General features: G+C 38.8%; 32 protein-coding genes. 25 read left to right on the forward strand and 7 right to left on the reverse strand.

Annotated features, from left to right (window positions below):
* Positions 1 to 128: 128 nt before the first annotated feature.
* On the reverse strand, positions 129 to 1,430 hold the full coding sequence (gene bioA / locus QL984_RS11540) for an adenosylmethionine--8-amino-7-oxononanoate transaminase (protein ID WP_033103421.1): 1,302 nt from the start codon (positions 1,428 to 1,430) through the stop codon (positions 129 to 131).
* A 95-nt stretch (positions 1,431 to 1,525) separates the two neighbouring features.
* Between bioA and bioB the strand changes: the two genes are divergently transcribed.
* The 5 genes from bioB to htpX all read left to right on the forward strand — a co-directional run bounded on the left by bioB (position 1,526) and on the right by htpX (position 6,296).
* Positions 1,526 to 2,566 (forward strand): biotin synthase BioB, encoded by a 1,041-nt coding sequence (gene bioB, locus QL984_RS11545; protein WP_033103422.1) that lies wholly within the window; start codon positions 1,526 to 1,528, stop codon positions 2,564 to 2,566.
* 55 nt (positions 2,567 to 2,621) lie between these two features.
* Positions 2,622 to 3,776, forward strand: coding sequence for an 8-amino-7-oxononanoate synthase (locus QL984_RS11550; RefSeq protein WP_138764538.1), 1,155 nt, complete (start codon positions 2,622 to 2,624; stop codon positions 3,774 to 3,776).
* Positions 3,773 to 4,591, forward strand: coding sequence for a methyltransferase domain-containing protein (locus tag QL984_RS11555; protein WP_128583814.1), 819 nt, complete (start codon positions 3,773 to 3,775; stop codon positions 4,589 to 4,591). Before QL984_RS11550 ends, QL984_RS11555 begins: the two co-directional genes overlap by 4 nt.
* Positions 4,592 to 4,609: 18 nt before the next feature.
* A complete protein-coding gene (gene bioD, locus QL984_RS11560) occupies positions 4,610 to 5,293 on the forward strand; it encodes a dethiobiotin synthase (RefSeq protein WP_128583813.1) in 684 nt (227 codons plus the stop codon).
* A gap of 139 nt (positions 5,294 to 5,432) precedes the next feature.
* Entirely contained in the window at positions 5,433 to 6,296 is an 864-nt protein-coding gene (gene htpX, locus QL984_RS11565) for a protease HtpX (RefSeq protein WP_128583812.1), read from the forward strand.
* Between the two features lie 72 nt (positions 6,297 to 6,368).
* On the opposite strand, the gene gloA is transcribed toward htpX, so the two are convergent.
* Complete coding sequence (gene gloA, locus QL984_RS11570; protein WP_128583810.1) at positions 6,369 to 6,896, reverse strand: lactoylglutathione lyase; 528 nt, start codon at positions 6,894 to 6,896, stop codon at positions 6,369 to 6,371.
* A gap of 782 nt (positions 6,897 to 7,678) precedes the next feature.
* Between gloA and QL984_RS11575 the strand changes: the two genes are divergently transcribed.
* The 6 genes from QL984_RS11575 to QL984_RS11605 all read left to right on the forward strand — a co-directional run bounded on the left by QL984_RS11575 (position 7,679) and on the right by QL984_RS11605 (position 11,572).
* Positions 7,679 to 8,983 (forward strand): hypothetical protein, encoded by a 1,305-nt coding sequence (locus QL984_RS11575; RefSeq protein ID WP_138686929.1) that lies wholly within the window; start codon positions 7,679 to 7,681, stop codon positions 8,981 to 8,983.
* A gap of 133 nt (positions 8,984 to 9,116) precedes the next feature.
* Positions 9,117 to 9,809 (forward strand): hypothetical protein, encoded by a 693-nt coding sequence (locus QL984_RS11585; RefSeq protein ID WP_138686928.1) that lies wholly within the window; start codon positions 9,117 to 9,119, stop codon positions 9,807 to 9,809.
* 66 nt (positions 9,810 to 9,875) lie between these two features.
* Entirely contained in the window at positions 9,876 to 10,061 is a 186-nt protein-coding gene (locus tag QL984_RS11590) for a hypothetical protein (RefSeq protein WP_138764539.1), read from the forward strand.
* Positions 10,062 to 10,212: 151 nt separating this feature from the next.
* Positions 10,213 to 10,446, forward strand: coding sequence for a hypothetical protein (locus tag QL984_RS11595; RefSeq protein WP_128583803.1), 234 nt, complete (start codon positions 10,213 to 10,215; stop codon positions 10,444 to 10,446).
* 116 nt (positions 10,447 to 10,562) lie between these two features.
* Complete coding sequence (locus QL984_RS11600; RefSeq protein WP_128583802.1) at positions 10,563 to 11,141, forward strand: cold shock domain-containing protein; 579 nt, start codon at positions 10,563 to 10,565, stop codon at positions 11,139 to 11,141.
* 122 nt (positions 11,142 to 11,263) lie between these two features.
* Positions 11,264 to 11,572, forward strand: a complete 309-nt coding sequence (locus QL984_RS11605; protein ID WP_128583850.1) for a DUF6419 family natural product biosynthesis protein — start codon at positions 11,264 to 11,266, stop codon at positions 11,570 to 11,572.
* Positions 11,573 to 11,722: 150 nt separating this feature from the next.
* Here QL984_RS11605 and bktB read toward each other — a convergent pair whose 3' ends face one another.
* Positions 11,723 to 12,916 (reverse strand): beta-ketothiolase BktB, encoded by a 1,194-nt coding sequence (gene bktB, locus QL984_RS11610; protein WP_128583801.1) that lies wholly within the window; start codon positions 12,914 to 12,916, stop codon positions 11,723 to 11,725.
* Between the two features lie 284 nt (positions 12,917 to 13,200).
* Here bktB and QL984_RS11615 point away from each other — a divergent pair, with 284 nt between their 5' ends.
* Together QL984_RS11615 and QL984_RS11620 are read left to right on the forward strand one after the other, a co-directional pair.
* Positions 13,201 to 13,440, forward strand: coding sequence for a hypothetical protein (locus QL984_RS11615; protein WP_076921292.1), 240 nt, complete (start codon positions 13,201 to 13,203; stop codon positions 13,438 to 13,440).
* A 44-nt stretch (positions 13,441 to 13,484) separates the two neighbouring features.
* Positions 13,485 to 13,652 carry a hypothetical protein gene (locus tag QL984_RS11620; RefSeq protein ID WP_164907930.1) on the forward strand — a complete coding sequence of 56 codons (168 nt, stop codon included), beginning with the start codon at positions 13,485 to 13,487 and terminating at the stop codon, positions 13,650 to 13,652.
* 140 nt (positions 13,653 to 13,792) lie between these two features.
* On the opposite strand, the gene msrA is transcribed toward QL984_RS11620, so the two are convergent.
* Positions 13,793 to 14,389 carry a peptide-methionine (S)-S-oxide reductase MsrA gene (gene msrA, locus QL984_RS11625; RefSeq protein ID WP_128583557.1) on the reverse strand — a complete coding sequence of 199 codons (597 nt, stop codon included), beginning with the start codon at positions 14,387 to 14,389 and terminating at the stop codon, positions 13,793 to 13,795.
* 123 nt (positions 14,390 to 14,512) lie between these two features.
* Between msrA and QL984_RS11630 the strand changes: the two genes are divergently transcribed.
* The 3 genes from QL984_RS11630 (at position 14,513) to QL984_RS11640 (ending at position 15,889) form a co-directional block, all read left to right on the forward strand.
* A complete protein-coding gene (locus tag QL984_RS11630; RefSeq protein ID WP_036956502.1) occupies positions 14,513 to 15,112 on the forward strand; it encodes a MepB family protein in 600 nt (199 codons plus the stop codon).
* A 94-nt stretch (positions 15,113 to 15,206) separates the two neighbouring features.
* Positions 15,207 to 15,401, forward strand: coding sequence for a CPXCG motif-containing cysteine-rich protein (locus QL984_RS11635; protein WP_036956501.1), 195 nt, complete (start codon positions 15,207 to 15,209; stop codon positions 15,399 to 15,401).
* 17 nt (positions 15,402 to 15,418) lie between these two features.
* Positions 15,419 to 15,889 (forward strand): GNAT family N-acetyltransferase, encoded by a 471-nt coding sequence (locus QL984_RS11640; RefSeq protein WP_036956499.1) that lies wholly within the window; start codon positions 15,419 to 15,421, stop codon positions 15,887 to 15,889.
* 15 nt (positions 15,890 to 15,904) lie between these two features.
* Here the strand turns inward: QL984_RS11640 and QL984_RS11645 are convergent, their stop codons facing one another.
* Positions 15,905 to 16,108, reverse strand: a complete 204-nt coding sequence (locus QL984_RS11645; protein ID WP_013464954.1) for a hypothetical protein — start codon at positions 16,106 to 16,108, stop codon at positions 15,905 to 15,907.
* A 99-nt stretch (positions 16,109 to 16,207) separates the two neighbouring features.
* Between QL984_RS11645 and QL984_RS11650 the strand changes: the two genes are divergently transcribed.
* A complete protein-coding gene (locus tag QL984_RS11650; protein WP_036956497.1) occupies positions 16,208 to 16,717 on the forward strand; it encodes a GNAT family N-acetyltransferase in 510 nt (169 codons plus the stop codon).
* Positions 16,714 to 17,586 (forward strand): alpha/beta hydrolase-fold protein, encoded by an 873-nt coding sequence (locus QL984_RS11655; RefSeq protein WP_128583559.1) that lies wholly within the window; start codon positions 16,714 to 16,716, stop codon positions 17,584 to 17,586. The genes QL984_RS11650 and QL984_RS11655 overlap by 4 nt, the downstream gene beginning before the upstream one ends.
* A gap of 338 nt (positions 17,587 to 17,924) precedes the next feature.
* Here QL984_RS11655 and QL984_RS11660 read toward each other — a convergent pair whose 3' ends face one another.
* Positions 17,925 to 18,446 carry a TetR/AcrR family transcriptional regulator gene (locus tag QL984_RS11660; RefSeq protein ID WP_024602490.1) on the reverse strand — a complete coding sequence of 174 codons (522 nt, stop codon included), beginning with the start codon at positions 18,444 to 18,446 and terminating at the stop codon, positions 17,925 to 17,927.
* 111 nt (positions 18,447 to 18,557) lie between these two features.
* Here QL984_RS11660 and QL984_RS11665 point away from each other — a divergent pair, with 111 nt between their 5' ends.
* On the forward strand, positions 18,558 to 18,740 hold the full coding sequence (locus tag QL984_RS11665) for a hypothetical protein (RefSeq protein WP_024602491.1): 183 nt from the start codon (positions 18,558 to 18,560) through the stop codon (positions 18,738 to 18,740).
* Between the two features lie 18 nt (positions 18,741 to 18,758).
* Here the strand turns inward: QL984_RS11665 and QL984_RS11670 are convergent, their stop codons facing one another.
* On the reverse strand, positions 18,759 to 19,967 hold the full coding sequence (locus QL984_RS11670) for a porin (protein ID WP_028835233.1): 1,209 nt from the start codon (positions 19,965 to 19,967) through the stop codon (positions 18,759 to 18,761).
* Between the two features lie 618 nt (positions 19,968 to 20,585).
* On the opposite strand from QL984_RS11670, the gene QL984_RS11675 reads away from it, so the two are divergent.
* The 6 genes from QL984_RS11675 to QL984_RS11700 all read left to right on the forward strand — a co-directional run bounded on the left by QL984_RS11675 (position 20,586) and on the right by QL984_RS11700 (position 26,353).
* Positions 20,586 to 22,172, forward strand: coding sequence for an ABC-F family ATPase (locus tag QL984_RS11675; RefSeq protein WP_076916071.1), 1,587 nt, complete (start codon positions 20,586 to 20,588; stop codon positions 22,170 to 22,172).
* A 153-nt stretch (positions 22,173 to 22,325) separates the two neighbouring features.
* On the forward strand, positions 22,326 to 22,808 hold the full coding sequence (gene purE / locus QL984_RS11680; RefSeq protein WP_013464946.1) for a 5-(carboxyamino)imidazole ribonucleotide mutase: 483 nt from the start codon (positions 22,326 to 22,328) through the stop codon (positions 22,806 to 22,808).
* A 2-nt stretch (positions 22,809 to 22,810) separates the two neighbouring features.
* On the forward strand, positions 22,811 to 23,956 hold the full coding sequence (locus QL984_RS11685) for a 5-(carboxyamino)imidazole ribonucleotide synthase (RefSeq protein ID WP_064664141.1): 1,146 nt from the start codon (positions 22,811 to 22,813) through the stop codon (positions 23,954 to 23,956).
* Positions 23,957 to 24,025: 69 nt separating this feature from the next.
* Positions 24,026 to 24,250, forward strand: a complete 225-nt coding sequence (locus QL984_RS11690; protein ID WP_013464944.1) for a DUF2798 domain-containing protein — start codon at positions 24,026 to 24,028, stop codon at positions 24,248 to 24,250.
* Between the two features lie 4 nt (positions 24,251 to 24,254).
* Positions 24,255 to 25,184: a putative sulfate exporter family transporter gene (locus tag QL984_RS11695; RefSeq protein WP_138764540.1), complete on the forward strand. Its 930-nt coding sequence runs from the start codon at positions 24,255 to 24,257 to the stop codon at positions 25,182 to 25,184.
* Positions 25,184 to 26,353: an endonuclease/exonuclease/phosphatase family protein gene (locus QL984_RS11700; protein WP_033103442.1), complete on the forward strand. Its 1,170-nt coding sequence runs from the start codon at positions 25,184 to 25,186 to the stop codon at positions 26,351 to 26,353. Before QL984_RS11695 ends, QL984_RS11700 begins: the two co-directional genes overlap by 1 nt.
* The last annotated feature ends 48 nt before the right edge of the window (positions 26,354 to 26,401 follow it).

The following is a 26,401-nucleotide window of genomic DNA, read 5'->3' on the forward strand; positions in this document are numbered from 1 at the left end:
AAAGATCACTCAGATCAACACACTAAATGACAGGTCAGGGCTAAAAATCCCAATGTTTTGGGACGAATAGGCAGCAAACTAATTATTTGCATAAATTTTAACGTAACCCTTAATAATAGTTAACCTATCTATACGTAATGTTTACCTTTTATGGCGTTATAAATAGTATCACATAAAGCGCGAATACTGTTTTTGTCACTTATATACGGTGGCATTAGATAAATTAGCTTACCAAAGGGGCGTATCCATACTCCTTGAGATACAAAATAAGCCTGAATTTTAGCGACATCAATGCTACCAGCCTCTTCTGTAAGCTCTACTACGCCAATAGCTCCTAAAGTACGTACATTCGCCACGGCGCTGAGCGCTTGGCATTTATGCAGCTGCTGTAATTGAGTATTTATTTCGCTGATACGGTGTTGCCAGTTTTGGCTTAGTAATAAATCAATACTGGCGCAGGCAACAGCGCAGGCCAGCGGATTTCCCATAAATGTAGGCCCGTGCATCAAAACCCCAGCTTCTCCTTCGCTGATTCCTGTGGCTATTTTGTCGCTAGTTATGGTTGCCGAAAGGGTCATTGCGCCACCAGTCAGCGCTTTACCTATACACAGTATATCGGGCTCTATATTGGCATGCTCTACAGCAAACAATTTGCCGGTGCGGCCAAATCCGGTGGCAATTTCATCGCAAATAAGCAGCACATCATATTGAGTGCAGAACTTACGCACACAGGCTAAATACTCAGGATGATAAAAATTCATCCCCCCGGCGTTTTGCACAATAGGTTCAATAATAAACGCGGCGACTTGCTGGTGGTGCTTTAAAAAATAGCTTTCGAGTTCATCGGCCTCAGCTTGATTAAACTCACCATTAAACTGGCTAATAGGGGCAGGCACAAAAATATGCTCAGGCAAAAAACCAGCGTACAAACTATGCATAGAATTAATAGGATCGCACACACTCATCGCTGCTAACGTATCGCCATGGTAGCCTTTGAACGGGGTCATTAATTTTTGTTTTGTTGTAACCCCTTGGCTTAACCAATATTGCAGCGCCATTTTTATCGCTACTTCCACACTTACTGAGCCACTGTCGGCTAAAAACACCTTTGTTAATCCCTCTGGCGTTATCGCTACCAGCTTTTTACAGAGCTCTACTGCCGGCTGGTGGGTTATGCCACCAAACATTACATGGCTCATTTTATTTATTTGGGCTTGCATCGCTTCATTTAAAACCGGATGGTTATAGCCGTGAATAGCACTCCACCATGAGGCCATACCGTCAATAAGTTGTTCGCCCGTTTCTAAGTGAATAAGGTTGTGACTTGCATACGTTACGGGGTAAACCGGAATAGGTTGAGTCATTGAGGTGTAGGGGTGCCAAATGTGCTGACGATCAAAATCAAGGTCTATCGTTTGTTTATTAATCATATGTAAACTTTAACTAAGTGGGCTTCGTTGACAATGGTACGGCAATACGTATTCTAAGCCAATAACACCAAGAGCAAAAAATAAAAGAGAGTATTATGGAGCTTGCAACAGTTCGACACGATTGGACCCACAGTGAGGTGAAAGCCTTATTTGAAATGCCATTTAACGATTTATTATTTAAAGCCGCCTCTGTGCATCGCGCTAATTTTAATCCAAACGAAGTACAAATTTCTACGTTGTTATCTATTAAAACCGGTGCCTGCCCAGAAGACTGTAAATATTGCCCGCAATCGGGTCATTACAAAACTGATTTAGAACGCGAGCGCCTCATAGAGGTTGAAAAAGTGGTAGAGCAAGCGCGGTTAGCAAAACAAAAAGGCGCTACCCGTTTTTGTATGGGGGCAGCATGGTCAGATCCAAAAGACAGGGACATGCCATACATTTCGCAAATGGTAAAAGAAGTAAAAGCCCTTGGCCTTGAAACCTGTATGACTTTAGGCATGTTAAATAACGAAAAAGCCCATGCACTGCGTGATGCTGGCCTTGATTACTATAACCACAACCTCGACACCTCACCTGAATACTATGAGCAAATTATATCAACTCGGACATTCCAAGATCGTTTAGACACCATTGGTAATGTGCGAGACGCTGGTATGAAAGTCTGCTCCGGCGGTATTGTCGGTATGGGTGAGCAAGCAAGCGACCGCTATGGCTTATTAATGCAGTTAGCTAATTTACCCCAGCAGCCCGAAAGCGTGCCAATTAATATGCTAGTAAAGGTAAAAGGAACACCGCTTGAAAACGTTGATGACTTAGATCAGTTTGAGTTTATTCGTACCATAGCCACAGCACGTATTATGATGCCCCATAGCTACGTACGTTTATCAGCAGGACGTAATGCAATGAACGAGCAAATGCAATCAATGTGCTTTTTTGCCGGTGCTAACTCTATATTTTATGGTGATAAACTTCTTACTACAGAAAACCCAGAAGCCGATGCCGACATGCAATTAATTAAAAAGCTCGGGATGAACCCAGAAACAGCCGAAGACTATTCTGATGAAGCCGTTGCTGCGTCTTTGTCATCGCAAGTGGCTGATAAAGCAACCGCAGAATTGTTTTACGAAGCGTAAAGTGCTCAGTACTATGGTAATAGTTTAAAGTATCGCGTTGAAGGTTAAAGCATTTATGTCATTTGAATTTATAAACACCCATTTAGATGAACGCAAAGCACAGCAGCTCTTGCGTAAACGCTATGTAGTGCAAAGCGCAACGGCGCGCACTATTACGGTTAATGATAAAACCTACCTTAACTTTGCGAGTAACGATTATTTAGGGTTTGGCGATTCGCCGGTGGAGTTAACCAGTGCGCCATTACTCGGTAGCCACAGTTCAGCATTAGTGACGGGTTATCAACAACCACAGCAAGCGCTTGAGCAAGCTTTATGTAGTGCTTTGGGTTATGAAGCAGGCATGTTGTTTAATTCGGGCTTTAGCGCAAATAGCAGTGTGATTAAAGCCTTGTTTCAAGATAAAGCGACAGCGCAACACAGTGCGATTTTTCAAGATAAACTCAATCACGCCAGTTTAATTGATGGCGCATTACACGCCAACGCCGCGTTAATACGCTTTAACCATAACGATATAAACCATTTACGCTCACGGCTAGAAAAATCAAAAGCGCGCAATAAGCTCATTGTGTCTGAAGGTGTGTTCTCCATGGATGGTGATACCGCGCCAATTAAAGCGCTATTTACCTTAGCAAAGCAGCATAACGCCTGGCTAATGATAGACGATGCCCATGGTTTTGGTGCTTTAGGAAAATCGGGGCTAGGCAGTTGTGAAGCCTTAATTGCAGCCGACAACTTGCCCGATATTTTAGTGATCACCTTTGGTAAAGCGGTTGCTAGTAGTGGGGCGTGCGTATTAGGTTCGCAGCATTTTATAGATTACATGCTGCAGTTTAATCGTGATTATACCTACTCAACCGCTATGTCACCGTTTATTGCCGCTCATACTTTGGCACGTATTAAAAGCATAAGAGACGCCAACGACAGGCGAGCCAAATTAAACGCTAATATTGCGCTGTTTAAACGCCTAGCAAAAGAGCAGCACATTGCGTTAATGGACTCAAACACCGCGATTCAACCAATTGTTTTAGGCTGCGCCGAGCAAACGTTAAAAGCCAGTGAGCAACTAAAGCAGCAGGGCATTTGGCTAACGGCTATTCGCCCGCCAACTGTTTTACACAATACCTCGCGTTTACGTATTACCTTAAGTGCAGCCCACACTCATGACGATATAAAACAACTCGTTGGTGGTTTACAAAAGGTTATTTCATGATAAGCCCGCAGGCAATTAAAACTAAGCCACTTAGCCCTACAACTGTGTGTATAGCTGCTCAGGTTTTAAAAAAAACCACGGCGCATAACTTTTCAAAAGCAGCAAACAGTTACAGCCAGCATGCCAATGTGCAAAAACAAGCGGCAAATGATTTATTTAAACTCATTACTGCAAACCCTAAAAGGCTCTGTGTTGACCTAGGCGCTGGGCCGCTTGTTAATACTCAGGCTTTAAGGGCATTATTCGGCCAAGTTGTTGCCATAGATTTGAGTTTTAACATGCTAAAAAGCAGTGATTTAAACACCCCAAAACTGTGCGCCGACATGGATAATTTACCGCTGCAAGCTAACAGTATTGACGTGCTATTTAGTAATTTTGCGCTGCAGTGGTCTACTAATTTTGAAATATTAATGCACTCGCTTTACCAAGCATTAAAACCAGGCGGGCAAGCCTATATTAGTACGGTTGTTGCAGGGTCATTAAACGAGATCAAAACCGCCTTTGCAGTGCTTGATTCACACAATCATATTAATCAGTTTGCAAGCCATAATAATATAAACCAATCGGTCGAAAAGGCCGGGTTTAAGATCAACGCATCAAAAAAAGTCATCTATACCGATCAGCACAGCAGTGCATTAGCGGCTATAAAATCGATTAAAGCCATTGGTGCCACAGCACAAAATCATGCAACAAGTCGTCGTGGTTTATTAACTAAATCAGCGCTGCAAAAAGTATGTGATGCCTATCCGATTATAAACAATAAAGCCCATGTATCTTACCATGTAGTATTGTTATCATTAGAAAAAGCCCAGTAAAAATAATAAGGCCATGCCATGAACCAGTTTTTTATTACCGGTACCGATACCGACGCCGGTAAAACCCATGTAACCAGTTTGCTGTTGAAGTTACTCGCGCAACATAAACAGCGCGCCATAGGTTTTAAGCCGATTGCCTCTGGGTGTGAAATGGCGTTTGAGCAGCTCGTAAACGCCGATGCACTAATGCTAATGGAAAGTGCCACAGTCAGCGCTAAATACGACATAATTAACCCATTTGCATTTGCGCCGCCAATAGCTCCCCATATAGCTGCAGAGCAAGCGGGACTAAACATAACAGTAGAAAAGCTCAGCATGGCTTATCAACATGTTAAGCAACAAGGCGCCGATTACCTGTTAACAGAAGGCGCGGGTGGTTGGGCTTTACCTATTAATAATAACGAGTATTTATACGACTGGGTAAAAGCAGAGCAACTGCCTGTAATATTAGTGGTAGGGATGAAACTAGGCTGTATAAATCATGCATTACTCACTGCAGCACACATGCAAAGCTTAGGGGTTAACTGCATTGGCTGGATTGCAAACCAAGTTGATGCCACTATGGATGAATACCAAGCAAACCTAGATTCACTGAAAACACGTTTACCATTTCCACTGCTTGCCATTAGCCCATACACAGAGCAAACTCCTAAATTACAAATTTATAAAACCCTGCTTGAAAAATTATCCATAAATCCATAAATAACCCTTGTGTTGTGACATAGTTTGTCACAGAATAGCGCTGACGTTATGACATAGTGTGTCATAACGCAGTGATTGCTCAAAGCCGATCAAACATAGTAAATCGCCCAGCAATAAATGTTATTTTTGGAGAACTCGTATGAAACGTGTATTTTTGTTTTTATTAACTAACCTCGCGGTTATGTTGGTATTAGGTGTTGTGCTTTCAATAATAATGAGTGCGCTGGGCTTAAGCCATCGTAGCTTAGGTGGTATTTTATTAATAGCTGCTGTATTTGGTTTTGGTGGGTCGTTTATTTCTTTATATATGTCGAAATGGATGGCGAAAAAATCGACCGGTGCACAGGTTATTACAAAACCAAGTAACGAAACCGAGCAGTGGTTAATGAATACCGTTGCTACGCAAGCTAAAAAAGCCGGTATTAATATGCCTGAAGTGGCTATTTACGACAGCCCAGAAATGAACGCTTTTGCAACCGGCCCAAGTAAAAATAACTCGCTGGTGGCGGTAAGTACGGGTTTATTACACAGCATGACCCAAGATCAAGCCGAAGCGGTGCTTGCACACGAAGTATCGCACGTGGCTAATGGCGACATGGTAACGCTAACGCTTATTCAAGGCGTGGTTAATACCTTTGTTATTTTTGCCGCAAAAGTGCTGGCGGGCATTGTAGATAATTTTATAAATAGCGATGAAGAAGAGGGCGGCAGCAGCTGGACTTACTTCTTATTCGATATGTTATTCCAAGTATTATTTGGTGTATTAGCCAGTGTGGTGGTTGCCCATTACAGCCGTAAGCGTGAATTTGCAGCCGACAACGGTGCAGCTCAGTTGGTAGGCGCAGACAAAATGCGTTCAGCCCTTGAGCGATTAAAGCAAAACCACCCATCGCAATTAGAAGGCTCAATGATGGCCTTTGGTATTGCCAGTGGTAAAGGCATGGCTGAGTTGTTTTCATCTCACCCACCGCTTGATGCACGTATAGACGCACTACGTCGTTAAAAAATTCAAGTTTTTCACAGTACTTGTAAACAAAAAGCCTGCATTTGCAGGCTTTTTTATGTTTAATAGTTTTTATTGCGATTGAATAATGTCAGTAATGCCCTCTGGCGAGAGTATTTCAATCCAGTAACCGTCAGGGTCTTTAATAAAGGCGAGGCCCTTCATTGAGCCGCCATCTGGCTGTTTTACAAACTCCACATCGTATTTAGCAAAGCGCTCACAGGCAGCGTAGACATCGGGTACGCTAATACCAATATGGCCAAAGCCTTTTGGTTCTTCATTACCACTATGATAACCGCTAAAGCTGTCGTCGTTTTCAGTGCCCCAGTTATGGGTAAGCTCAATGAGTGCAGGGCGGCGAAACACCCACTGGGTTTTTTCTTTATCATCGCCTTTTGGCATATCTTGCTCATAGCCTAAAAAGTACAAAGTAAACTCCATACCAGGAAAGTCATACTTTCCTAATAGTTTCATGCCCAATACGTTTTCATAAAATGCCAGCGACGGTTTTGGATCTTTAATACGCAACATGGTTTGCTGCATCACAAAGCCCTCAGTGGCCTGTGCAATTTGCTCTGGAGATTCGTTATAGCTAGACATGAGATAATCCTTAATAAAATGATTGAAAAAACCTTAATGGATTTAAAAAGGCAGGGTGTACGCTCATCATAATAAACAGCAGCAAAAATTAAAACCACCTTGCTAAATTACCAACCAGTTAGTTGGGTGCTTTGTAAGCGGAAAATGGCATATTTATAGATACTGGTTATTTATACAGTGGTGGTGTTTTGTCCAATATTACTGATCTCCACCATTTTGGGGTATTTCTGCATTTATGAAGTATGAGCCGTAGTTAACTAGTTGTTTACAGGTGTTTATTTGAGGGCTAAGATAAATGCAATGTAATATACGGACATTTGTCGGTTTATAAAACGACAAATGTCGTAGACAAAGTTGTTATGTAACTAAGGAAAGTGATGCAATCTGAGAGTCAATCTTCAGAATTACGCCAATTGATTAAAGATGCTCGGTGGGCTATTTGGCTTTTCGTTATTGTTAATTTTTTCGTGTTAGTTTTCTTCCTTCTTGACGGCATATTTAACGAATTCGTATTTGTCTTATTGTTCATTCAATCAGCGCTTTTAATTTTTTGGCTATTACCTGTGTTTTGCTATCAAGTCTTTATCAAAAAGTTACGTGTTAAATTAGCTATGTATAAGGCATTGGCGTCGTACAAAGAAGCAACAGGTCACGTTTCGTGGTAGCGTTACATAACAAGCTAATAAACAAGGACAAAAAACAGTTTGCTGTTTTCGTTCCTCAACATTTTAGCAAACAATTTTTTGCCAATTATTAGGGCGTTAGGCTTAAAAGGAGATTAGGTGGAAAATAAATATATCGCATATATGGGAACAGATAATCTACTCTGTAAACCAATAATTGATGGTGAGCGAATTAGTTTAATCAGCTTTCAAGCTATGTATATGGCAGGATTAAAAGAAACTGATCTGATTCCTAAAATGATAATGGATTTAGAACAAATTCAAGTCCTAGATTATACTCAGATTCCTGAAATCGAGCGGGAGCAAGTTGATTACATTAGTCAAAAATTGAGGGTATCACCATTTGCTCCTGAGGACTTGGCTTTTTTAGCATTAAAATCATTGTATTGCTATTCTTGGGATAATTTGACTTTCCAAGAAGATGCCATATTAGCTTTAAAAGTTGAGAGTGCTTTAAATCATATACTTAAGAAAATTTCTGTGGAAATCGCCGGTGATTTGATTTATCAAGATTCTCTACTCCCTTACTGGGTTAGGTTAAGTTACCTGCGAGTTATGTCAAAAATTCCAGAAGAAGTTATCGGTCGGAGCAATTTAAAATCTGTAGCATGCTTTCCGAATAAGAAAAAATCATTTAATGCATTTTCTACAATGTTACAGAGCTCCTCTGTAGTTGGTTTTAATTATGCACTGGAACCAATACTTAAGATACTAAACCGTTTCCTTATTCACTTTTATTCTACACAGGATCTATCTGGAAGTAGTAGGATCGCACGTGCATGGGGTGAAATATTACCTGTTGTTCGTTATTTCAATAATGACGCTAGTGCTAGTGACCTAGTGTCAGGTTGTATACTTATAAGCCAAGATGACGCTACTACAGTGCACCGCTTAGTTGCAGACCAAATTGATTTCATCATGATGCATGAGTTAGGGCACTTATTTCATGCTCATCCAAGAAAGCTATCGCAGATTGTGGGAATTGAAGATGAGTTAGAAAAGCGACACGAGTTAGAGATTGAAGCGGATAAATTTGCTCATGAAATATATAAATCGTGGTGTTATGAAGCATATGATAATCCGGAAAAATTAGAAACAAAGCTAAACGAATATGCAGCTTTAATAGAAGCTGTAGAGTTATTGTTTATATTCATGAGATTTGTCGATGAATCTAAATCTCTAATTAATGAAAAAGTGGGAAGAAAATCTACCAGCTCGACTGAAAGTACTCATCCGTCTTCTGATACACGACTTTCAGTGTTACGAAAACTTTCAGGATTAGAAGTCAACTCGCCAATAGTACAATATGCCGAAACGTTTTTTGACGATATCCTATGTTATATCAGTGGGTTAAGTGAAGAAGAAATACAAATAGGACTAGAGCCTGTATATATGAGAGCCTAACAAACTGTTTAAGAGTGATTCGCAACGCGTGGCATTTTTACTATGCGTTGCGTTTGGTGTTTAAGGTGGTATGCGGCGGCTTTGGTATTGCGTTGCTCACACCTTGACAGGGCGTTAAATTGCTAATGGAGTTTTGACCATCCGCGACATTTTAGTAACTGATCGTTCAGTAGCAGAGTTCTGCTCAACATTCGATTCAGAAATAACTGAGATAACAAATTTACTCGAACAAAGCGAGTCATGCTTTGAGCACTACTTTAGTGAGCCTGAAAAACAGAAGTACAAATGGGTTCAGGAATTCACTTTTATGACCATAGAGTCTCTTGTTACGGCAACAAGGCTTTTGATTGAAGGTCATATTAATGCTTCAGGTAATACGATGAGAATTTCATATGAATCTCTTTGTTTAGCAATACTACTTAGTGCAGAGAATAATGTATTAATTAGTGAGAGTAAAAAAGCAAAACCTGTAAATTTTTATAAGTCTTATTTACAAGGAAATAAAAATACAAAAGCTCATAAAGCCATAGGTAATGTTTTATTAAACGCTGAGACTTTAGGTTTAATTGAAGGCTATGAATGGCTCGAACAAGCAAAAAATTTTTATAATGGTTATAGCCACGCATCAATAATGACAATGGGTTCATTGATGTTACCTTCGGGCAAGCCAATTATTGCAGGTGGTTTTTATAATGAGAAAGTAGGCTTATACAAAGATCATTTAAACTTCGTACTCAGGTTTGCAAAACATCTACCCAAGCTTATTGAGGTAGTAGCTTTGCGCAATTTAACAAGCGCTTTAAAAGGAACAAAAACAGTTGGTTAGGTTCCGCTTCACATTATAACCAACAATTTTTGTCCGCTTAAGCGGGCGTTATAACTCAGGCGAGTCATGAGTAATTTTTCAAAATTAGATGAAAATGATTTCCTAATATCTGTTTTTAAGGATGGAGAGGTTGCTTTTTCCGACATTAACGTTGAAAGGTTAGCTATTGAGATTCCTGAAGATGTTGAATTGACTGAATTTCGGTATTACATCCAGAAAGTAGGGTTTTACTTAGTCAACACTATCTCTTGATGAAAACCAAAGGGGTCAAATCTTGACTTTAGACATCAAATTCATGCGGCAATCTTATAAGCTGTTTTTAAAATAAAATGCTGGTGGCTCACTATATAATTAATTTCTAAGTCAAATTAAGGAAAAGGATTTTTTATGAAAGGCATTAATTATGAAAGGTATTAAACGTATTTGGTTTTGGTTTACGCTAGTTGTGTGCCCATTATTAATTATTTTAGGTGTAGCTACCTTTGCACAGTTATTTGGGCAGTACATGTATTCTCAGCAATTTAGTTTTTCTTCGCTATCTAGTTTTCAAATTGTATTTATGGGGGGCGGAATTTGTGCCTTTTCTGTATTTATAAACACATTAAAAGAGGCAAAAATACGCTTTTTTGCAAAATGAGTTAGTTAATAGGGAAAAGTGAGGTTGTTGGTGGGCTCTCCAAGATGTGCTTGGTTTTAAGCCTCTTTTAAAACCGATGTAAAATTATTAACAGCTATTAAATGGATGATTCAAGGATGAACAAAGGATTATTAAAATCGTGGAATGACGATAAAGGCTTTGGCTTTATTAAATCAACCACACTGCAACACGATACCTTTATACACATATCGTCGCTCAAACATATGAGCCGTAAACCTAAAGTGGGCGACATTATTTACTTTGAGGTAGCGACTGAGCCTAACGGTAAAACTAAAGCTGTGAATTGCCGTATTGAGGGCGTACTCGCACAACCACATATAAACACTTCAACAAGGCCGGTTAGAATAAGTAAAACCTCAGGTAAGAACTCACCGTTAATGAAACTTATAACACTTGGTATTATTTTTAGTATTGGTTTTAGTGTGTATAAAACCGGTTTTTTAAATACCAAGCAAACACCTGTAGTGACTAATGCTAACTTAGAGTCATTTATGCCCACTAGTTCAAGCTCACTTAATAAAACACAGCAAGCATTTCGTTGCGATGGCCGCCAACATTGTAGCCAAATGACCTCGTATGAAGAGGCATTATTTTTTATTCAACATTGCCCAAATACCAAAATGGACGGGGATAAAGATGGCGAGCCTTGTGAACGGCAGTTTGGGAATAGGTAGTTTTTATATTGGGGTTATTAATAAACTAAAAATTAGTTGATGCCTGTTAAGTGGAATACGATTTTTAGTAATACAGTTATAAATAGCTGGTGGATTAAAAGCCATTTACCATGGAGGTTGTTATGTTTAAAGTAATAATTGGATGTGCTGTTATATTTTCGTTTGTTTGTATGTTACTCGCCGTCGCACCTTTTACGCCTGCGATATCAGGATCATTTATAATGCTGTTATTTGCAGGAGCTATTGGATACAAGGGCTATCTGCAATCAAGTTTAATACTGCTGTTAATTAACACGCTGGCAGTTATTGGCAGCCCAGCTACAGATATAGACAACACTGATACATTACTGTTTTTACCGATATTATTTTCAATCTCATTTGGTGGTGTTTTATTAGGCGTAAGAAAGTTAACTTTAAAACACGATTTGTAGACGAATGGCTTGGTGAGGTTTGAGGTAAGCTTTTTGTTATTAAGCAATAAGGTGTAGCAGCGCTTTGCTCCCTGTTTTTTCTCTAAAAGCAAAGCGTCTGTTATTTCTCCTTGTGAATAAAGCCCTTAAATAGCTATTACAAACTTAAAGTTAAAGCGCTTCAAAAATGGCTGCAATGCCTTGCCCGCCACCAATACACATTGTGACTAGCCCATATTTGCCTTGAATTCGTTTGAGTTCATACAAGCATTTGGTTGTTAGTATGGCACCCGTTGCGCCAACAGGGTGGCCTAATGCAATGGCACCACCATTCGGGTTTACCTTATGGGCAGGAAAGTTTAATTCGTTTGCAACGCACAGTGCTTGTACTGCAAATGCCTCGTTAGATTCAATTACATCCATGTCGTCAATGGTTAAGCCTGTTTTTTCAAATACCTGCTGTACTGCAGGAATTGGGCCTGTCCCCATTAAAGTAGGATCAACACCCGCTCTGGCATAACCTACTAATCGACCAAGCGGTTTTAAGCCTTGCTCATTGGCTTTTTGCTCAGACATGAGTACCAACATGGCCGCACCATCGTTTATACCGGATGAGCTTGCTGCGGTAACGGTTCCATCTTTTTTAAAGTAGGGCTTTAATGTAGCGAGCTTATCGGTTGTGGTATCGGCTCGCACGTGTTCGTCAGTATCAAAAATATGAATGCCACTTTTTGATTTTATTTCAATAGGGAGTATTTGCTGTTTAAAATGGCCTGCAGCAATTGCTTTTGCGGCTTTTTGGTGGCTTTTTGCTGCGTAAGCGTCTTGCTGGTCGCGGCTAATAGTGTATTTATCTGCGATGTTTTCAGCAGTTATTCCCATCGGGTTATTATCCCATGGGTCTTGTAATGTGGAGGTGAGTTCATCTTGTATGATGCTATTGCCCATTTTTTGCCCCCAGCGATTACTTTCGAGGGTATAAGCTGAGCTACTCATGCTTTCAGCTCCGCCAGCAAGGGCTGCATCTACATCACCTAATTGAATTTGTTGTGCGGCTTGTATAATGGCTTCAAGGCCAGAGCCACATAATCGATTAAGCGTTACTGCGTGACTACTAATAGGCAACCCAGCATCTAGCCCAATGACTCTTGAAAGGTATGCGTCTTTAGGACCGTTATGAATTACTTTACCAACGACAGTTGAGCCAACTTGGTTGGGTGATAGCTTGGCTCTGGCTAGCGCTTCTTTTGCACAAAGAGTGCCTAGCTCGGCGGGCGTGAAATGTTTAAGGCTGCCACCAAAGCTGCCGATAGCGGTACGAACTGCGCTTAATATAACAACGCTATTGTTATTAAGTTTTGTCATTATTTTCTCTTATTATTTTTATGTTTATAACCACTTTGTGCCGAGCTGTGTTGAGAAGAGCCAAAGAGGTTAATAGTTTTATTAATGCATCAAAGCATAACTTTTCAACAAACTAAAGGACAAGCTTAAATGCCTTATTTGCAAATTTAATCATGGTAGTGTCTGAGATTTTTCGATTGAAACAATCCGTAACATTTAACTTTAACGATATAATAGACATGTAATAAGCTAGCTATTACGATAAGCAAACTTATTAAAAAACGTTGTAAATGCAAGGAGTTATTATGGAAGATAAACCTATTGATAAAAGTATGTTTGAGTCTTTTTTTGGTGAATATTCATGGATGTTTAAGGGGTGTAGCATTGTTGCGTTTGTAATGAGCGTATACATCAGCTTTAATACTAAAGAGTATATTTGGACGCTTCTTATTAATGGCGATTTTAATTCTACAATGTTGGTTATGGTACTCGGTTACTTGTCTGAATTTAGATATCGCTTTATTAAAGAATCAAGAAATAACTGATAGTTGCTAATTCAAACTATGTTATTAAGCACTGGGTATTAAAGATGAATGCGTTCATAAAATGGTTGATTTTAGCTGCATTAATTATTGCTGCTATTGCCTGTTTTTCGTATGGTAGCACCACTGGCTTATTTATTTTTATTATTGCGGGCTTTGTTTTTGAAATAGCATTTTGGTTTAAGGTGTTTCCTATAAAAAAGAAATCATCATGATAGGAAGCCTATTTAACCGCCTTGAAAAATGAATTGTTTAAGTGGGCTTGCAGCTTTGAGAATAGAATAAATAATTGGGCTGCCTAGTTTGCTTATATATTAGAAAGACTGCAATTTTTGCAGCCTTTTGGTTTATAAACTCAGTGGGTAACTCGATCGCCCCAAATATCTTCTAAGCGACTATCACGGCCACAACGCCAGCGATAGGTGTTATAACGAATAGGATTATTTTTGTAGTAATCTTGGTGATAACTTTCATCGCCTTTTATCGGGTAAAAGGTTTTAGCATCGAGAATAGGGGTTACTACCGTTTGCTCAGGAAATTCGTTAACTACCGCTTGTTTAGATTGCTTAGCTAATTGTCGCTGTTGCTCATTAGCAACAAAAATCGCACTACGGTAGCTTGGGCCTTTATCACAAAACTGACCTTTTGCGTCAAAAGGATCAATATTCACCCAGTAATGGTTTAAAATATCTTGATAGCTTAATACATTAGTGTTGTAGGTAACCAGAACAGCTTCGTAGTGGCCTTGGTGATTACCATTGTAGGTTGGATTTTTAAGTTCACCACCAGTAAACCCTGAGATCACATCGGTTACACCTTCGAGTTTTTCAAAGTCACTTTCCATACACCAAAAACAGCCACCGGCTAAAATAGCTTGTTCGGTTTTAGCGTATGTTATTGAGCTAAACAAAATCCCCATAGAGGTCAATGCTAGCGCTAATGTGTGTTTCATAAAAATGTTCACCTTTAGTTATGTATAAATACTTGTATAGTAAGACCCGCTAACTTTAAAAACTCTTTCATTACAAAGTTGCTTAAGGGTTTGAACTCACTTTATATAAAACGGATGCGAGATATGAAAAGTTTAATGACGAATGATCATTTGCATGATGAATTATTAATCATTTTACAAAACAACTTTGCTCCCTCAGGGTATAAACTACCAAACGCTGATGAGTTGATACCTCATAATCAAAATGCCCAATACCATGGCTATGCATTTACTTTAAACCAAAAACGTATAATTTACAGAAAAGCTAAAGTTACACCCGACAGACCTGGCGCTTTTTTAGCACTATGGAAACGCCCAGCGGATTTGAGTAATTCTAAACCAATTCCATTTGCCAATGAGTTTGACTATTTATTAGTAGCTGTTTCAAGTGATGGATTAACCACTATTAATAACCAAGTAGCAAATATACAAAAAGGTTTCTTTTTATTTCCGGTTGAGTTGTTAGTTAAAAAAGGCATCGTCACAGGTAGAAACCATAAAGGCAAAACGGCTTTTAGAGTATTTCCGCCTTGGAGCGAAAGTAGGGCATTAAAAGGGACTGGCGCATTTAGTAACTCTGCTAAAGTTACTCAGCGTTGGCAATGCGATTATTTTTTAAATCAGAACCAACATGGCTTAGTTGATATAATAAAGTTAAACAATATTTTAGCTAACGCTGTTTAAATTTGAATTATTAAGTCACTCTACGATCATTGTCATATATAAGGTTGTTTACTAAAGTGAATTATAACCTTGTGTAAATTTGAAAGGGGAAATCATGAACCAGTTAACCGAAAAGTCAATTAGTTGTCCTTACTGCGGCGAAACCATAGAAGTATTAATTGATGTGGCTGATATTGATGAGCAATACATAGAAGACTGCCAAGTGTGTTGTAAGCCGATTTCGTTTGTTGTATTTGAAGATAACGACGAACTTAATGTAAATGTATACAGTGAAGATGACGCGTTTTGAAGGAATCAACAAGGCGAATGACATTACAACCACTTAATAATACGCATATTATCGAGCTAATGAGTTGGTTTAATGATCAACATGACATAACTCAATGGGCTGGCCCTTACTTTAGGTACCCATTTACGGCGCAGACTTTTATTGAAGACTTAAACCTTGATGTCTCGACTTCTTTTGTATTGGTTGGACGACAAAACGTATTACTCGCTTTTGGGCAATATTATCAACAAAAAAACAAATGTCATTTGGCGCGTTTAATAGTAAACCCTATACGAAGGGGGGAGGGAATTGCAGCCACCCTAATTAAAGCATTATGTAAACATGGGCAATTAAACTTAAATGTTAATGATTGCTCATTGTTTGTTTATAAAAACAACCTAGCAGCAGTATCGGCTTATAAAAAGCTAGGCTTTAAAGTTGCTGCTAATACCCCAGAAAATCAAAACTTAAGCCCATTACCAGAAAACTGTGTACATATGGTTAAGTGATAAATTTTGTTTAATTTAGCTATTTTGCTGTTCACGCGCTAATTGGTTAGGCAGCAACTGCTCTACAATTTCTCTCGCTGGTAAGGTGTAACGTACACCATCAAACATAACCGACGTAAACTCGTTAATATTAGTAATGCCGGTAAGGGTCCAACCTTCACCACGTTTTGGGCAGTAAACAGTAGTAGTTGGTTGTATTACTTTAAAATTGTCACTCATAGTTTATCTCAATTAATGCTTGTGAATACGGTATGGTAAGTTAATAATGACGCTCTATAAAGTGCTATTTAAAGCGCGTTTACTTTATTTGGCGTAGGCATGTTTAAAACTATAAAATTACCCCGCGTTACCTTACGTTTAATTACCCACAAACACGGCGCAGCGCTATTAACAATTTTAAATAATCCACTCGTTTATGAGTTTAATGACTATAAAACACCTTTAAACAAAGACCATATTAAACAATTAATTCAAGATGATATAAGCGGATATTACGAAGGTGAAGTGATTCGACTCGCTATTGAACATAATATGAGTGGCAAACTACTGGGTACATGTGGCTTATATAAAATATGTAAACAAACCAAAAGTGCTTATTTGGGCTTCGAACTCGATCCTTTTTATTGGCAGCAAGGTTTAATGCAAGAAGTGCTGCGCGGTTTTATGAGCCAGATACCGAGTGTATTAAAGATAGAGCAATTATATGCAGAAATTCATGGTAAAAACGTACGCTGTTATAACTTGCTTACTAAACTTGGGTTTGTGTTAAACGAGCAATTAAACAATGGTATTTGGCATAAGCAATTAACTAAAATGGGTGACGCATGAGAATAAAAAAAGCGATTATTTTAAATGTGTTGCTTGCTGTTAGTGTATTTGGGGTTACAACAATTGGGTTTAGTTATTACAAAAATGATGTATCAGATTTTGTTGATGTAACCCTAGATTCAAAGGTGCTTAATGAGTCTCGTAAGGTATTTATAAGGTTCCCGGATGATTTTGATAAAAATAAAGCGTATCCACTTATTATAAAAACAGATGGTAATTTTAATTTAGCTAATTGGGATAAAGCGCTAAAAGCATTAAATCCTAAAAGTATATTAAATGAGGCTATTTTAGTTGCTATACCTAATCAGTTTTTTACTGATACCCGAAATCGTGATCTTGTACCACCTTATGCAAGGAAGGACGTAAATACAAATCCTCGACCTAAACATGAAACTTCGCCAGAAATTTTTGGTAAAGCTGATTTGTTTTTAGCTTTTATAGAGCAAGAGCTACTTACTTATTTAGAGGCTAACTACAGGTTAACTGAAAACCGTATATTAACGGGATTTTCGGCAGGGGGCAGTTTTACTTTATATACGCTGCATACCAAACCATCGCTATTTAATGGTTACTTTGCATTTAGCCCTGCGGCTTGGTATGACGATATGACCGTAGTAAATCATCTTAATACCTTTTTACAAGTTAAAACACAGAGCTACTATAGACCCGCCTTATTATATTTTACTGTTGGCGGGGCTGAGCATAAATTAATGCTTGAGGCGTATAATAACTTGGAGCAAAGTTTAGTAAGCCATACTAGTAACTGGTTAGTGTGGGGCAGTAAAGTAAACCCTGATGCAAAGCATAATGATAATCCAGCTTTGAGTATTACGGGGGCTTTAATGGCCTATGATGAATTTATTAATTAATAATATTGTTAAACTTTAATTAAGAGTAGTACTAGCAAAACGGCTTAACTGTATATATGTACAGTTAAGCCGTTTTGCTATAAATTACCTTATTTTATGGTGTAAATGGCTGGTGGATGTAAGGTAACACATGGAAGAACACATCATACTTAATTGTGTTTAAATGTAATCTTAGCAATGGCGTAATATAAATTATCGATTTACTCATAAGTGGAGTGGTGGGTTTATAACGCTTATTGAGTTTGGCTATCTGGATCGTTAAATAAAGAATTTAAATAACAAAAAAGGTGGGCGGTGCTTTATTTATATCAGCACCGATCTATACGTTTAGGACTTAATTACAAAAGCGCTATTTTATTACTTAACTGTCTAAGCATATTTTCAGCATTTGGTAAGGGATCGTTTAACCCATCGACCAAGGTCATAAAATAACAGTCCATCATTACGCTTGCTTTTGTTTCATCAAACTTCGGTTGTTCACTAAAAAGCAGTTGTTTAAATTCATCCATCTGCGCTTTAAAAAAAGACGTTCTCCAAATGATGTCGCTAATTAATAGCTTACTAAATTCACTATTTTCACAATAAAAAGAATAAAGCGGATGAGCGTAATGACGTAACTTTAAGCGAGGGGAGTGCTGCGTATCTAACTGCTTTGCTTGGTTAATAATAACGGCTATTTGTTGTTGCATACCGGCCATCAATAAATCAATTTTATTTTCAAAATGACTAAACACTGTACCTACAGCAACATTGGCTGCAACCGCTATTTCTCTTGTTGATGTGTGATCGTAACCTTGCAGCAAAAATAATTCCCATGCTGAAGCTAAAATTTTATCGCGTGTCTTTTCTTTTTTACTCATTATATTTCAATGCTTTACTTGTTTGTTAAATAAAAGGGCTAAATCATTATTTGATTAATTGAGCGCGCTCAATTAATATTGTGAGCATGCTCATTTTTATAAGGATGTTACATGAAGTTTATCAAACGTGTTATTGGTTATGTACTTTTTATTCCACTAATTTATTTTTATTCTTATTTGCTAGGGCCAATATTAAAAGCAGTTTTAGTCCCAGGAGGGGTTGCTTTTTTATGGCTTATTCTAGGGCCAACAGAGGGGACGCGTGCGTTAAAAAAAGCATTTAAGAAAAAATAGCTCAAGCTTCAACTGATATTAAAGAACGTATCTAAAACCAAAAGCAATACCGTCATCTTCAGATTGCTCCATTAGCGCTTGCTGCTGTTTATTATTACTTTCAAAATCACCAAAGTCTTTACGTGCTTCTACATAAAGTTGTGTGTCTTGGTCAATTAAGTAATGCACACCAATAACTGCAAACTGACGCTTAAATACATCGTTAGGATCGGCATTAAAGTTTGGTTGAATTACGTAGTCATCACCTGCATCAAATAAGTTATAGGCAATAAATGGTCTAAAATCGTTATCAAAGCGATACGACACAAATGTTTCAATACCAATCGCATCTTTAATTAAACGACCTATGTTATCTGTATCGTGGTTTTCGTTTTTGTTGATATTAGCGGCTACATACAAGCCTGGCGCATCAATATTGCCCCAAATAACACCTGCACCATAAATTAAATCGTCAACAGAGCGGGTTGTTCCGTCGCCATACGTTAATTCAAACTCGCCGCGGTTAATACCCGCGGTCAGTTTTAGCTTATCAGTCACGTTATAGGTTACTGCACCGCCAAACGTATAGTTAAATTCAACTTGTTGTGCAGCAGCATCTCCAGACTCAAAATTTGCTTGGCATTGTGATTCTGTAATATTACTTACATCACAAGTATAAAAAGCGCTGTTTTTTAACTGAGTTTGAACACTAAAGTCAAAGTCGTTGTAGCTATTACGGTATTGCAGTGTTTTATCACCACGACCAGTACCATTTACTGCACCATCGTCTTTGTTGTAAGTGTAAACACCGGCAGCGTTACCATCCCATACATAGCTGTAGTTTGTTGCATACACAACATCAAACCACGCACCCCATTGTTTACCAATCGTAATTTGGCCGTATTTATCGTGTTTAAGTCCTGCATAACCTAAACGATTATATAAAAACTCATCTTGAATAGATTCAAAACGGTTGTTGTATACAATATCGCTACTGCCAACAGGGTTGACACCCCATTCAACTAAAGCCATTGCTTCCCAGCCGTTTTTTAGTTGGCGTTTAAAATCAAAATTAATTCGTGAGGCACCATTGACGATTTCGTTTTGACCTTGAGTATTTATCACTCGCGCATCAATATATCCGCCTACTGCGACTGTATTTTTTTCATCCTTAAACACTTCTACTGCTGAAACACTTGGAGCAGCTAAAATACCCGCAATTGCTAGCGATACTAATTTTCTTTTCATTGTGTGTGCCTTGCCTAAATTAAAGACGTTTTTATAATTACTAAATTCGAAGTCGTGCAGACTAGCAAAGCAATAAAAGGCTCAAAAGTGAAAAATTATCAATGATAATTAGCACAAAACACGCGGCTTGTTCATTTTAAGTTAATGCTGTTTTTATTTTGTAGCCGTATAAACTACCATTTAATTTTGGAATAAGACATTAGGCTTAAATGCAGGAGAGGGAGTGTTGAATTTTTTTCATAGTTGCACGTGTCGGCATGGGTAGAGCTAAAACTCTAATACTATAAAAAACGTTAATATAGCCGTATTAATTGTTAATAAAAGTAAAATGCGACCAAGTCGCCTGTAAACGCGATTAAATAATTTATAAAGGGTTTTATGCTAGTTGTTTTTTTATTAAACATTTTTTTACTGCATCAACAGTACAATAATGAGTTTTACTCACCTTTTTAGCACATTTACTCGCCCAGTACTTTGGCTATTTAATTGCTTTTATAGTTAATAAACAGCCACCGTTTACTTTGAGTTTGGTGCTATAAACTTTCATAGAAAAAAACGGTGATTTGGTTTAAACTGCGCGCAATTTAAATACTTCAGTCTCCCTTGGAGGGTAGCGCTATTATTAGTACAGCTAACATCACCATGCAATTTGGTGCTAAACCGTTATTTGAAAATATCTCAGCTAAATTTGGCGAATCAAACCGTTATGGTTTAATTGGTGCTAATGGTTGTGGTAAGTCGACCTTTATGAAAATCCTTAGTGGTGAATTAGAACCATCTTCGGGTAACGTAAGTACTGATCCAAATGAGCGCGTTGCTAAACTAAACCAAGATCAATTCGCCTATGAAGAATATTCTGTTATTGATACCGTGATTATGGGTCATAAAGAATTGTGGGATATCAAACAAGAACGTGACCGTATATATAGCCTACCTGAAATGAGTGAAGAAGACGGCATGAAAGTAGCCGATCTTGAAACTGAATTTGCTGAAATGGACGGTTACTCGGCTGAATCTAAAGCGGGTGAGTTACTATTAGGTGTGGGTATTGCTACAGAGCAGCACTACGGACCTATGTCAGAAATTGCACCAGGTTTTAAACTTCGTGTGCTTCTAGCTCAAGTTTTGTTTTCAGACCCTGATATCATGCTGCTCGATGAGCCTACCAATAACTTGGACATTTATACAATTAAGTGGCTTGAAGATGTATTGAATCAACGTGACTGTACCATGATCATCATCTCGCATGACCGTCACTTTTTAAATTCGGTATGTACGCACATGGCCGATATTGACTACGGTGAACTACGTATTTACCCGGGTAACTACGATGAATACATGTTTGCAGCTACTCAAGCACGCGAACGTTTATTAAGTGAAAACGCGAAAAAGAAAAGCCAAATAGCAGAGCTTCAACAGTTTGTATCGCGTTTTTCTGCCAACGCATCAAAGGCAAAGCAAGCCACTTCACGTGCAAAACGAATTGATAAAATTCAATTAGACGAAGTAAAAGCGTCGTCACGTCAAACACCTTTTATTCGTTTTGAACAAGAAAAGCAGTTATTTCGTAACGCACTAGAAATGACTAGCTTATCTCAAGGTTTTGAAGAAACTTTATTCTCAGGCCTTGAGGGTTTGGTTGAAGTAGGTGAACGCATTGCTATTATTGGTGAAAATGGTGTGGGTAAAACAACATTATTAAACACTTTAGCAGGACGTTTAGCGCCTAAAAGCGGTGAGTTTAAATGGTCTGAAAATGCAAACATTGGCTACTATGCACAAGATCATGCCGATGAGTTTGAAAAAGACATGAATTTGTTTGAGTGGATGGAGCAATGGCAACAAGAGGGCGACGATGAGCAAGTTGTTCGTAGTTTCTTAGGTCGTATGTTGTTTTCACAAAACGATATCAAAAAATCTGTAAAAGTAATATCTGGTGGTGAGCAAGGTCGTATGCTGTTTGGTAAAATCATGATGCATAAACCAAATATCTTATTAATGGATGAGCCAACCAACCACATGGATATGGAATCAATTGAAGCGCTTAACTTAGCACTTGAAGCGTATGAAGGTACCTTGATGTTTGTGTCACACGACCGTCAGTTTGTATCATCAGTTGCCACCCGTATTTGGGAAATTAAAGACGGAAAAGTTATCGACTTTAGAGGTAACTACTCAGAATATTTAGCGAGTAAAGAAGCTTAATTGCTGATTGTTTCGCTGTTTAAAAAAAGCCATGTTTAACATGGCTTTTTTATTGCCTGCTGGTCGCATTAGTGCAGCATTTAAGTATATAATACCCGCCATAAAACCGGACATAAGTCCGCTATTTTTAAAATACATTACTGAGGAGTATTTATGACTGTTGGCATTATTATGGGTTCTAAATCAGATTGGCCAACCATGGAACACGCCGCCCTTATGCTAGAAAAATTTGGCATTGAGTATGAAACTAAAGTGGTTTCTGCCCACCGCACTCCTCAATTACTTGCCGATTACGCAAGTTCAGCCGCAGAACGCGGTATTAAAGTTATTATTGCAGGCGCAGGTGGCGCGGCGCACTTACCGGGTATGGCGGCGGCGTTTACATCTCTGCCAGTTTTAGGCGTACCCGTTAAATCTAAAGCGCTAAACGGTGTAGACTCTCTGTTATCTATTTGCCAAATGCCAAAAGGTGTTGCGGTAGGTACTCTTGCTATTGGTGAGCCCGGTGCTGCAAACGCAGGTTTATTAGCGGCACAAATTTTAGGATGTCAAAATCCAGAAATCTTCGCAAAAATCGAAGCGTTCCGTAAAGAACAAACTGAGACTGTTTTAGCTAACCCAAATCCTGCAGAGTGATCATGAATATTTTAATTTTAGGGGCAGGGCAGCTAGCACGAATGATGAGCTTAGCCGGTGCACCGCTTAATTTAAATGTGGTTGCTTATGATGTAGGCAGCAAAAAGATTGTACATCCGCTTACAAACGAAGTGTACCCAACAACGCTCGAACAGGCGATAGAAAACGCTGATGCTATTACGGCCGAGTTTGAACATATTCCAGATGATGTACTTACACAGTGTTGTAATAGCAATAAGTTTTATCCGGGCAAACAAGCCATTAAAACCGGTGGCGACCGTGCGCTTGAAAAAGCGCTCCTAGATAAAACCGCTGTTGCATGTGCGCCATATCAATTAATTACAGAAAAAGCGCATCTTGAACTCGCGGTTCAAACACTTGGTAAGCCATTAGTCATTAAAACATGCCAAGCGGGTTACGATGGTAAAGGCCAATGGCGTTTAAAATCAGACGATCAAATTGAGCAAATTTGGGCTGAAATGGCTGATTTTATTGCATCAGGCACTGAGCACGCTCCGCACACCATAATTGCAGAAAAAATGATCCCGTTTGATCGTGAAGTCTCTATTATTGGTGCGCGCGATAAACACGGCCATGTTGCTATTTATCCATTAACTGAAAACGAGCACACCGAGGGTGTGTTAACGCTTTCGGTTGCAGGTAAAAACAATAATAGCCAACTAGAGCAACAAGCAATCACGGCATTTACCCGAATTGCGAATGAGCTTAACTATGTGGGTGTACTCGCCATTGAGTTTTTTGATGTGCAAGGTACATTACTGGTTAATGAAATTGCGCCGCGAGTTCATAACTCAGGCCATTGGACGCAACAAGGTGCTCATTGCTCGCAATTTGAAAACCATATGCGCGCTGTTGCCGGCCTACCTTTAGGTAGTACGCAACTTAAGCAACCGACTGCTATGATAAATGTATTAGGCCAAGCACAAATACCTACTGATGTGTTAAAAACTGCGGATGTAACCAGCCATTGGTACGGTAAAAGTGTAAAACCTGGTCGCAAAATGGGCCACATTAATGTATCTGCTGATAATTTACAGCAATTAGGTGAACGCCTTGGTGAACTCGCAATGTGTTTACCAGAGCAAGATTACCCCGGTGTATTAGCTACCAGCAAATCGCTATTATAAGTTAAAAAACAAAGCGATAAATTGAACTTAACTTCAATATATCGCTTTACCTTCTAAAGGTTCTTTTCAATGATCCATCCAAAGTTTCGTACTATTGTGTTTGCCTTTTTTATGGCACTTTTCATGTCAGGTTTTATGTCGTTAGTTATTTCTCTATTTAATGTTGGTATGGTCGATAACATCGTATCTATCTGGCTTAAAGCGTGGTTATTTGCCTTTTGTATTGCCTTTCCAACGGTTATATTTGTTGCCCCCGTTGTCCATAAACTGACTAATAAACTCATTCGCGCTTAACGTTATGATTATCGCTAAATTACATAAACCTGTATTTATAATATTACTGGCTTTGTGCATCACTCCATTTATCGGCGCTGGTAGTGCCTTGGTTATGGGGGCGTTATTTGCGATTACCTTGGGTAACCCGTTTGCTGAGTTATCACAAAAGGCCAGTAAATGGATGCTAAAGTTGGCGGTTGTGGGGTTGGGGTTTGCTGTTGATTTTAATCAGGTAATTGAGGTTGGTCGCAGCTCTTTAGTGTTAACAATTGTCAGTATTACTGCCATAATTGGGCTTGGCGAAATTTTAACTCAAGTGTTTAAACTTAATCGTAACACAGGCGTGTTAATTTCCTTTGGAACCGCTATTTGTGGTGGTAGCGCTATTGCGGCCATGGCACCGGTTATAAAAGCCAAAGATCATGAAGTGGCTGTGGCGCTGGGTATCGTATTTTTACTCAATGGTGTAGGGTTATTATTATTCCCTGCAATTGGGCATTATTTTGAATTAACCCAAGAGCAGTTTGGATTATGGACTGCACTTGCAATTCATGATACCAGTAGCGTGGTAGGTGCATCGGCTACTTATGGTGCAGTGGCACTGAGCATAGCAACAACAGTGAAGCTTACTCGTGCTATGTGGATTATTCCATACACTACGCTTGCGGGTGTGTTTATGCGCTCAGATGAAAAGGCGAGTATTCCATTATTTATTGTAGGCTTTTTATTAGCCGCATTAATTAATACCTATGTGCCGTCGCTTTCATCTTATTGGGAGTTGATAAACATTGCAGCGAAGCAAATACTAGTGATGACACTGTTTTTAATTGGCAGTGGTTTGTCGTTATCGGTACTAAAGCAAGCGGGAATTAAACCGTTTTTAATGGCTGTGATTCTTTGGATCGTGGTTAGCAGTGTTATTTTATTATTAATTATAGATGGATTCATATAATGAGACATGATCTCGGTATTAAAATTATTGGTGGCTTTTTATTGTCACTGGTTTCAGCAAGCTATGTTCACGCAGAGTCATTACGGGTCGCAACGTTTAATGTCAGTATGGATGCAACCAATTACACCGCTAAAAATGAAAAAGTAAAAAGCGATGCCTTAGTTAACGCGCTGCGCTCTGACCACCAGCAAATTAAAAATATTGCTGAAATAATTCAACGCGTTCGTCCAGATGTGGTGCTTTTAAATGAATTTGACTACGTCCCTAAATCACAAGGGATAGAATACTTTAAAACCCATTACTTAAATGTAGGGCAAAACGATCAAGCGGCTATCGATTATCCTTATGTTTACATTGCACCAGTTAACACAGGCTTAGCCACAGAGTTTGATTTAGACAACGATGGCAAAAAAAATGGTGTGATGGGCGATGCGCAAGGTTTTGGATTTTTTGAAGGCCACTACGCAATGGCGTTTTTGTCTCGTTACCCCATTGATTTTGACAACATCAGAACCCTGCAAACGTTTAAGCACAAAGATTTACCGAATGTGAAAATGCCGGTAGACCCAAAAACTAATACAAATTGGTATAACGAAGAAGAATGGAATGCTTTACGTTTAAGCTCTAAATCGTTTTGGGATATACCGGTAAAAGTAAATGATAAAGTAGTTCACATGTTAGCCTCGCATCCTACGCCGCCTGTGTTTGATGGTGATGAAGACAGAAACGGCATTCGTAATCATGATGAAATTAGATTAATTGCTGATTACGTTAATAACGAAAGTTACCTGTATGACGATAACGGTAAAAAGGGCGGCCTTGCAGCAAAATCACGCTTTGTGATTTTAGGTGACTTAAATGCCGCCCCTGAGGGCGATAAAAAGCGCACAAATACAACAGATCAGTTACTTAAAAGCCCGATGATTAATGCCGGTTTTATTCCAACCAGTGAGGGTGCTAAAGAGCAATACCCACAAGCTTATGCTAAAAATTACACTGCTAATTGGCAGGCACGCGTTGATTACGTTCTGCCTTCAAATTATGGACTAACCATTAAAGATGGTGGCGTATTTTGGCCGAAAAAACAAAGCGAATTGTACCGTTTAATAAAAGATAGAAACGCATCAAGTGACCACCGTATGGTATGGCTTGATTTAACGGTTGAATAATCGGGTTACTCACCCCGATATCAGCGTTGTTTATCTTAAATAATTGCA

The sequence above is a fragment of the Pseudoalteromonas sp. APC 3495 genome (genome assembly GCF_030407645.1).
In the GTDB taxonomy this organism is placed as follows: Bacteria; Pseudomonadota; Gammaproteobacteria; order Enterobacterales; family Alteromonadaceae; genus Pseudoalteromonas; species Pseudoalteromonas tetraodonis.

Excerpts from the sequence above, each read along its gene's own strand:
- bioA (WP_033103421.1), bottom strand. The coding sequence starts at position 1,430 with ATGATTAATAAACAAACGATAGACCTTGATTTTGATCGTCAGCACATT.
- bioB (WP_033103422.1), top strand. The coding sequence starts at position 1,526 with ATGGAGCTTGCAACAGTTCGACACGATTGGACCCACAGTGAGGTGAAA.
- QL984_RS11550 (WP_138764538.1), top strand. The coding sequence starts at position 2,622 with ATGTCATTTGAATTTATAAACACCCATTTAGATGAACGCAAAGCACAG.
- QL984_RS11555 (WP_128583814.1), top strand. The coding sequence starts at position 3,773 with ATGATAAGCCCGCAGGCAATTAAAACTAAGCCACTTAGCCCTACAACT.
- bioD (WP_128583813.1), top strand. The coding sequence starts at position 4,610 with ATGAACCAGTTTTTTATTACCGGTACCGATACCGACGCCGGTAAAACC.
- htpX (WP_128583812.1), top strand. The coding sequence starts at position 5,433 with ATGAAACGTGTATTTTTGTTTTTATTAACTAACCTCGCGGTTATGTTG.
- gloA (WP_128583810.1), bottom strand. The coding sequence starts at position 6,896 with ATGTCTAGCTATAACGAATCTCCAGAGCAAATTGCACAGGCCACTGAG.
- QL984_RS11590 (WP_138764539.1), top strand. The coding sequence starts at position 9,876 with ATGAGTAATTTTTCAAAATTAGATGAAAATGATTTCCTAATATCTGTT.
- QL984_RS11595 (WP_128583803.1), top strand. The coding sequence starts at position 10,213 with ATGAAAGGTATTAAACGTATTTGGTTTTGGTTTACGCTAGTTGTGTGC.
- QL984_RS11600 (WP_128583802.1), top strand. The coding sequence starts at position 10,563 with ATGAACAAAGGATTATTAAAATCGTGGAATGACGATAAAGGCTTTGGC.
- QL984_RS11605 (WP_128583850.1), top strand. The coding sequence starts at position 11,264 with ATGTTTAAAGTAATAATTGGATGTGCTGTTATATTTTCGTTTGTTTGT.
- bktB (WP_128583801.1), bottom strand. The coding sequence starts at position 12,916 with ATGACAAAACTTAATAACAATAGCGTTGTTATATTAAGCGCAGTTCGT.
- QL984_RS11615 (WP_076921292.1), top strand. The coding sequence starts at position 13,201 with ATGGAAGATAAACCTATTGATAAAAGTATGTTTGAGTCTTTTTTTGGT.
- QL984_RS11620 (WP_164907930.1), top strand. The coding sequence starts at position 13,485 with ATGAATGCGTTCATAAAATGGTTGATTTTAGCTGCATTAATTATTGCT.
- msrA (WP_128583557.1), bottom strand. The coding sequence starts at position 14,389 with ATGAAACACACATTAGCGCTAGCATTGACCTCTATGGGGATTTTGTTT.
- QL984_RS11630 (WP_036956502.1), top strand. The coding sequence starts at position 14,513 with ATGAAAAGTTTAATGACGAATGATCATTTGCATGATGAATTATTAATC.
- QL984_RS11635 (WP_036956501.1), top strand. The coding sequence starts at position 15,207 with ATGAACCAGTTAACCGAAAAGTCAATTAGTTGTCCTTACTGCGGCGAA.
- QL984_RS11640 (WP_036956499.1), top strand. The coding sequence starts at position 15,419 with ATGACATTACAACCACTTAATAATACGCATATTATCGAGCTAATGAGT.
- QL984_RS11645 (WP_013464954.1), bottom strand. The coding sequence starts at position 16,108 with ATGAGTGACAATTTTAAAGTAATACAACCAACTACTACTGTTTACTGC.
- QL984_RS11650 (WP_036956497.1), top strand. The coding sequence starts at position 16,208 with ATGTTTAAAACTATAAAATTACCCCGCGTTACCTTACGTTTAATTACC.
- QL984_RS11655 (WP_128583559.1), top strand. The coding sequence starts at position 16,714 with ATGAGAATAAAAAAAGCGATTATTTTAAATGTGTTGCTTGCTGTTAGT.
- QL984_RS11660 (WP_024602490.1), bottom strand. The coding sequence starts at position 18,446 with ATGAGTAAAAAAGAAAAGACACGCGATAAAATTTTAGCTTCAGCATGG.
- QL984_RS11665 (WP_024602491.1), top strand. The coding sequence starts at position 18,558 with ATGAAGTTTATCAAACGTGTTATTGGTTATGTACTTTTTATTCCACTA.
- QL984_RS11670 (WP_028835233.1), bottom strand. The coding sequence starts at position 19,967 with ATGAAAAGAAAATTAGTATCGCTAGCAATTGCGGGTATTTTAGCTGCT.
- purE (WP_013464946.1), top strand. The coding sequence starts at position 22,326 with ATGACTGTTGGCATTATTATGGGTTCTAAATCAGATTGGCCAACCATG.
- QL984_RS11685 (WP_064664141.1), top strand. The coding sequence starts at position 22,811 with ATGAATATTTTAATTTTAGGGGCAGGGCAGCTAGCACGAATGATGAGC.
- QL984_RS11690 (WP_013464944.1), top strand. The coding sequence starts at position 24,026 with ATGATCCATCCAAAGTTTCGTACTATTGTGTTTGCCTTTTTTATGGCA.
- QL984_RS11695 (WP_138764540.1), top strand. The coding sequence starts at position 24,255 with ATGATTATCGCTAAATTACATAAACCTGTATTTATAATATTACTGGCT.
- QL984_RS11700 (WP_033103442.1), top strand. The coding sequence starts at position 25,184 with ATGAGACATGATCTCGGTATTAAAATTATTGGTGGCTTTTTATTGTCA.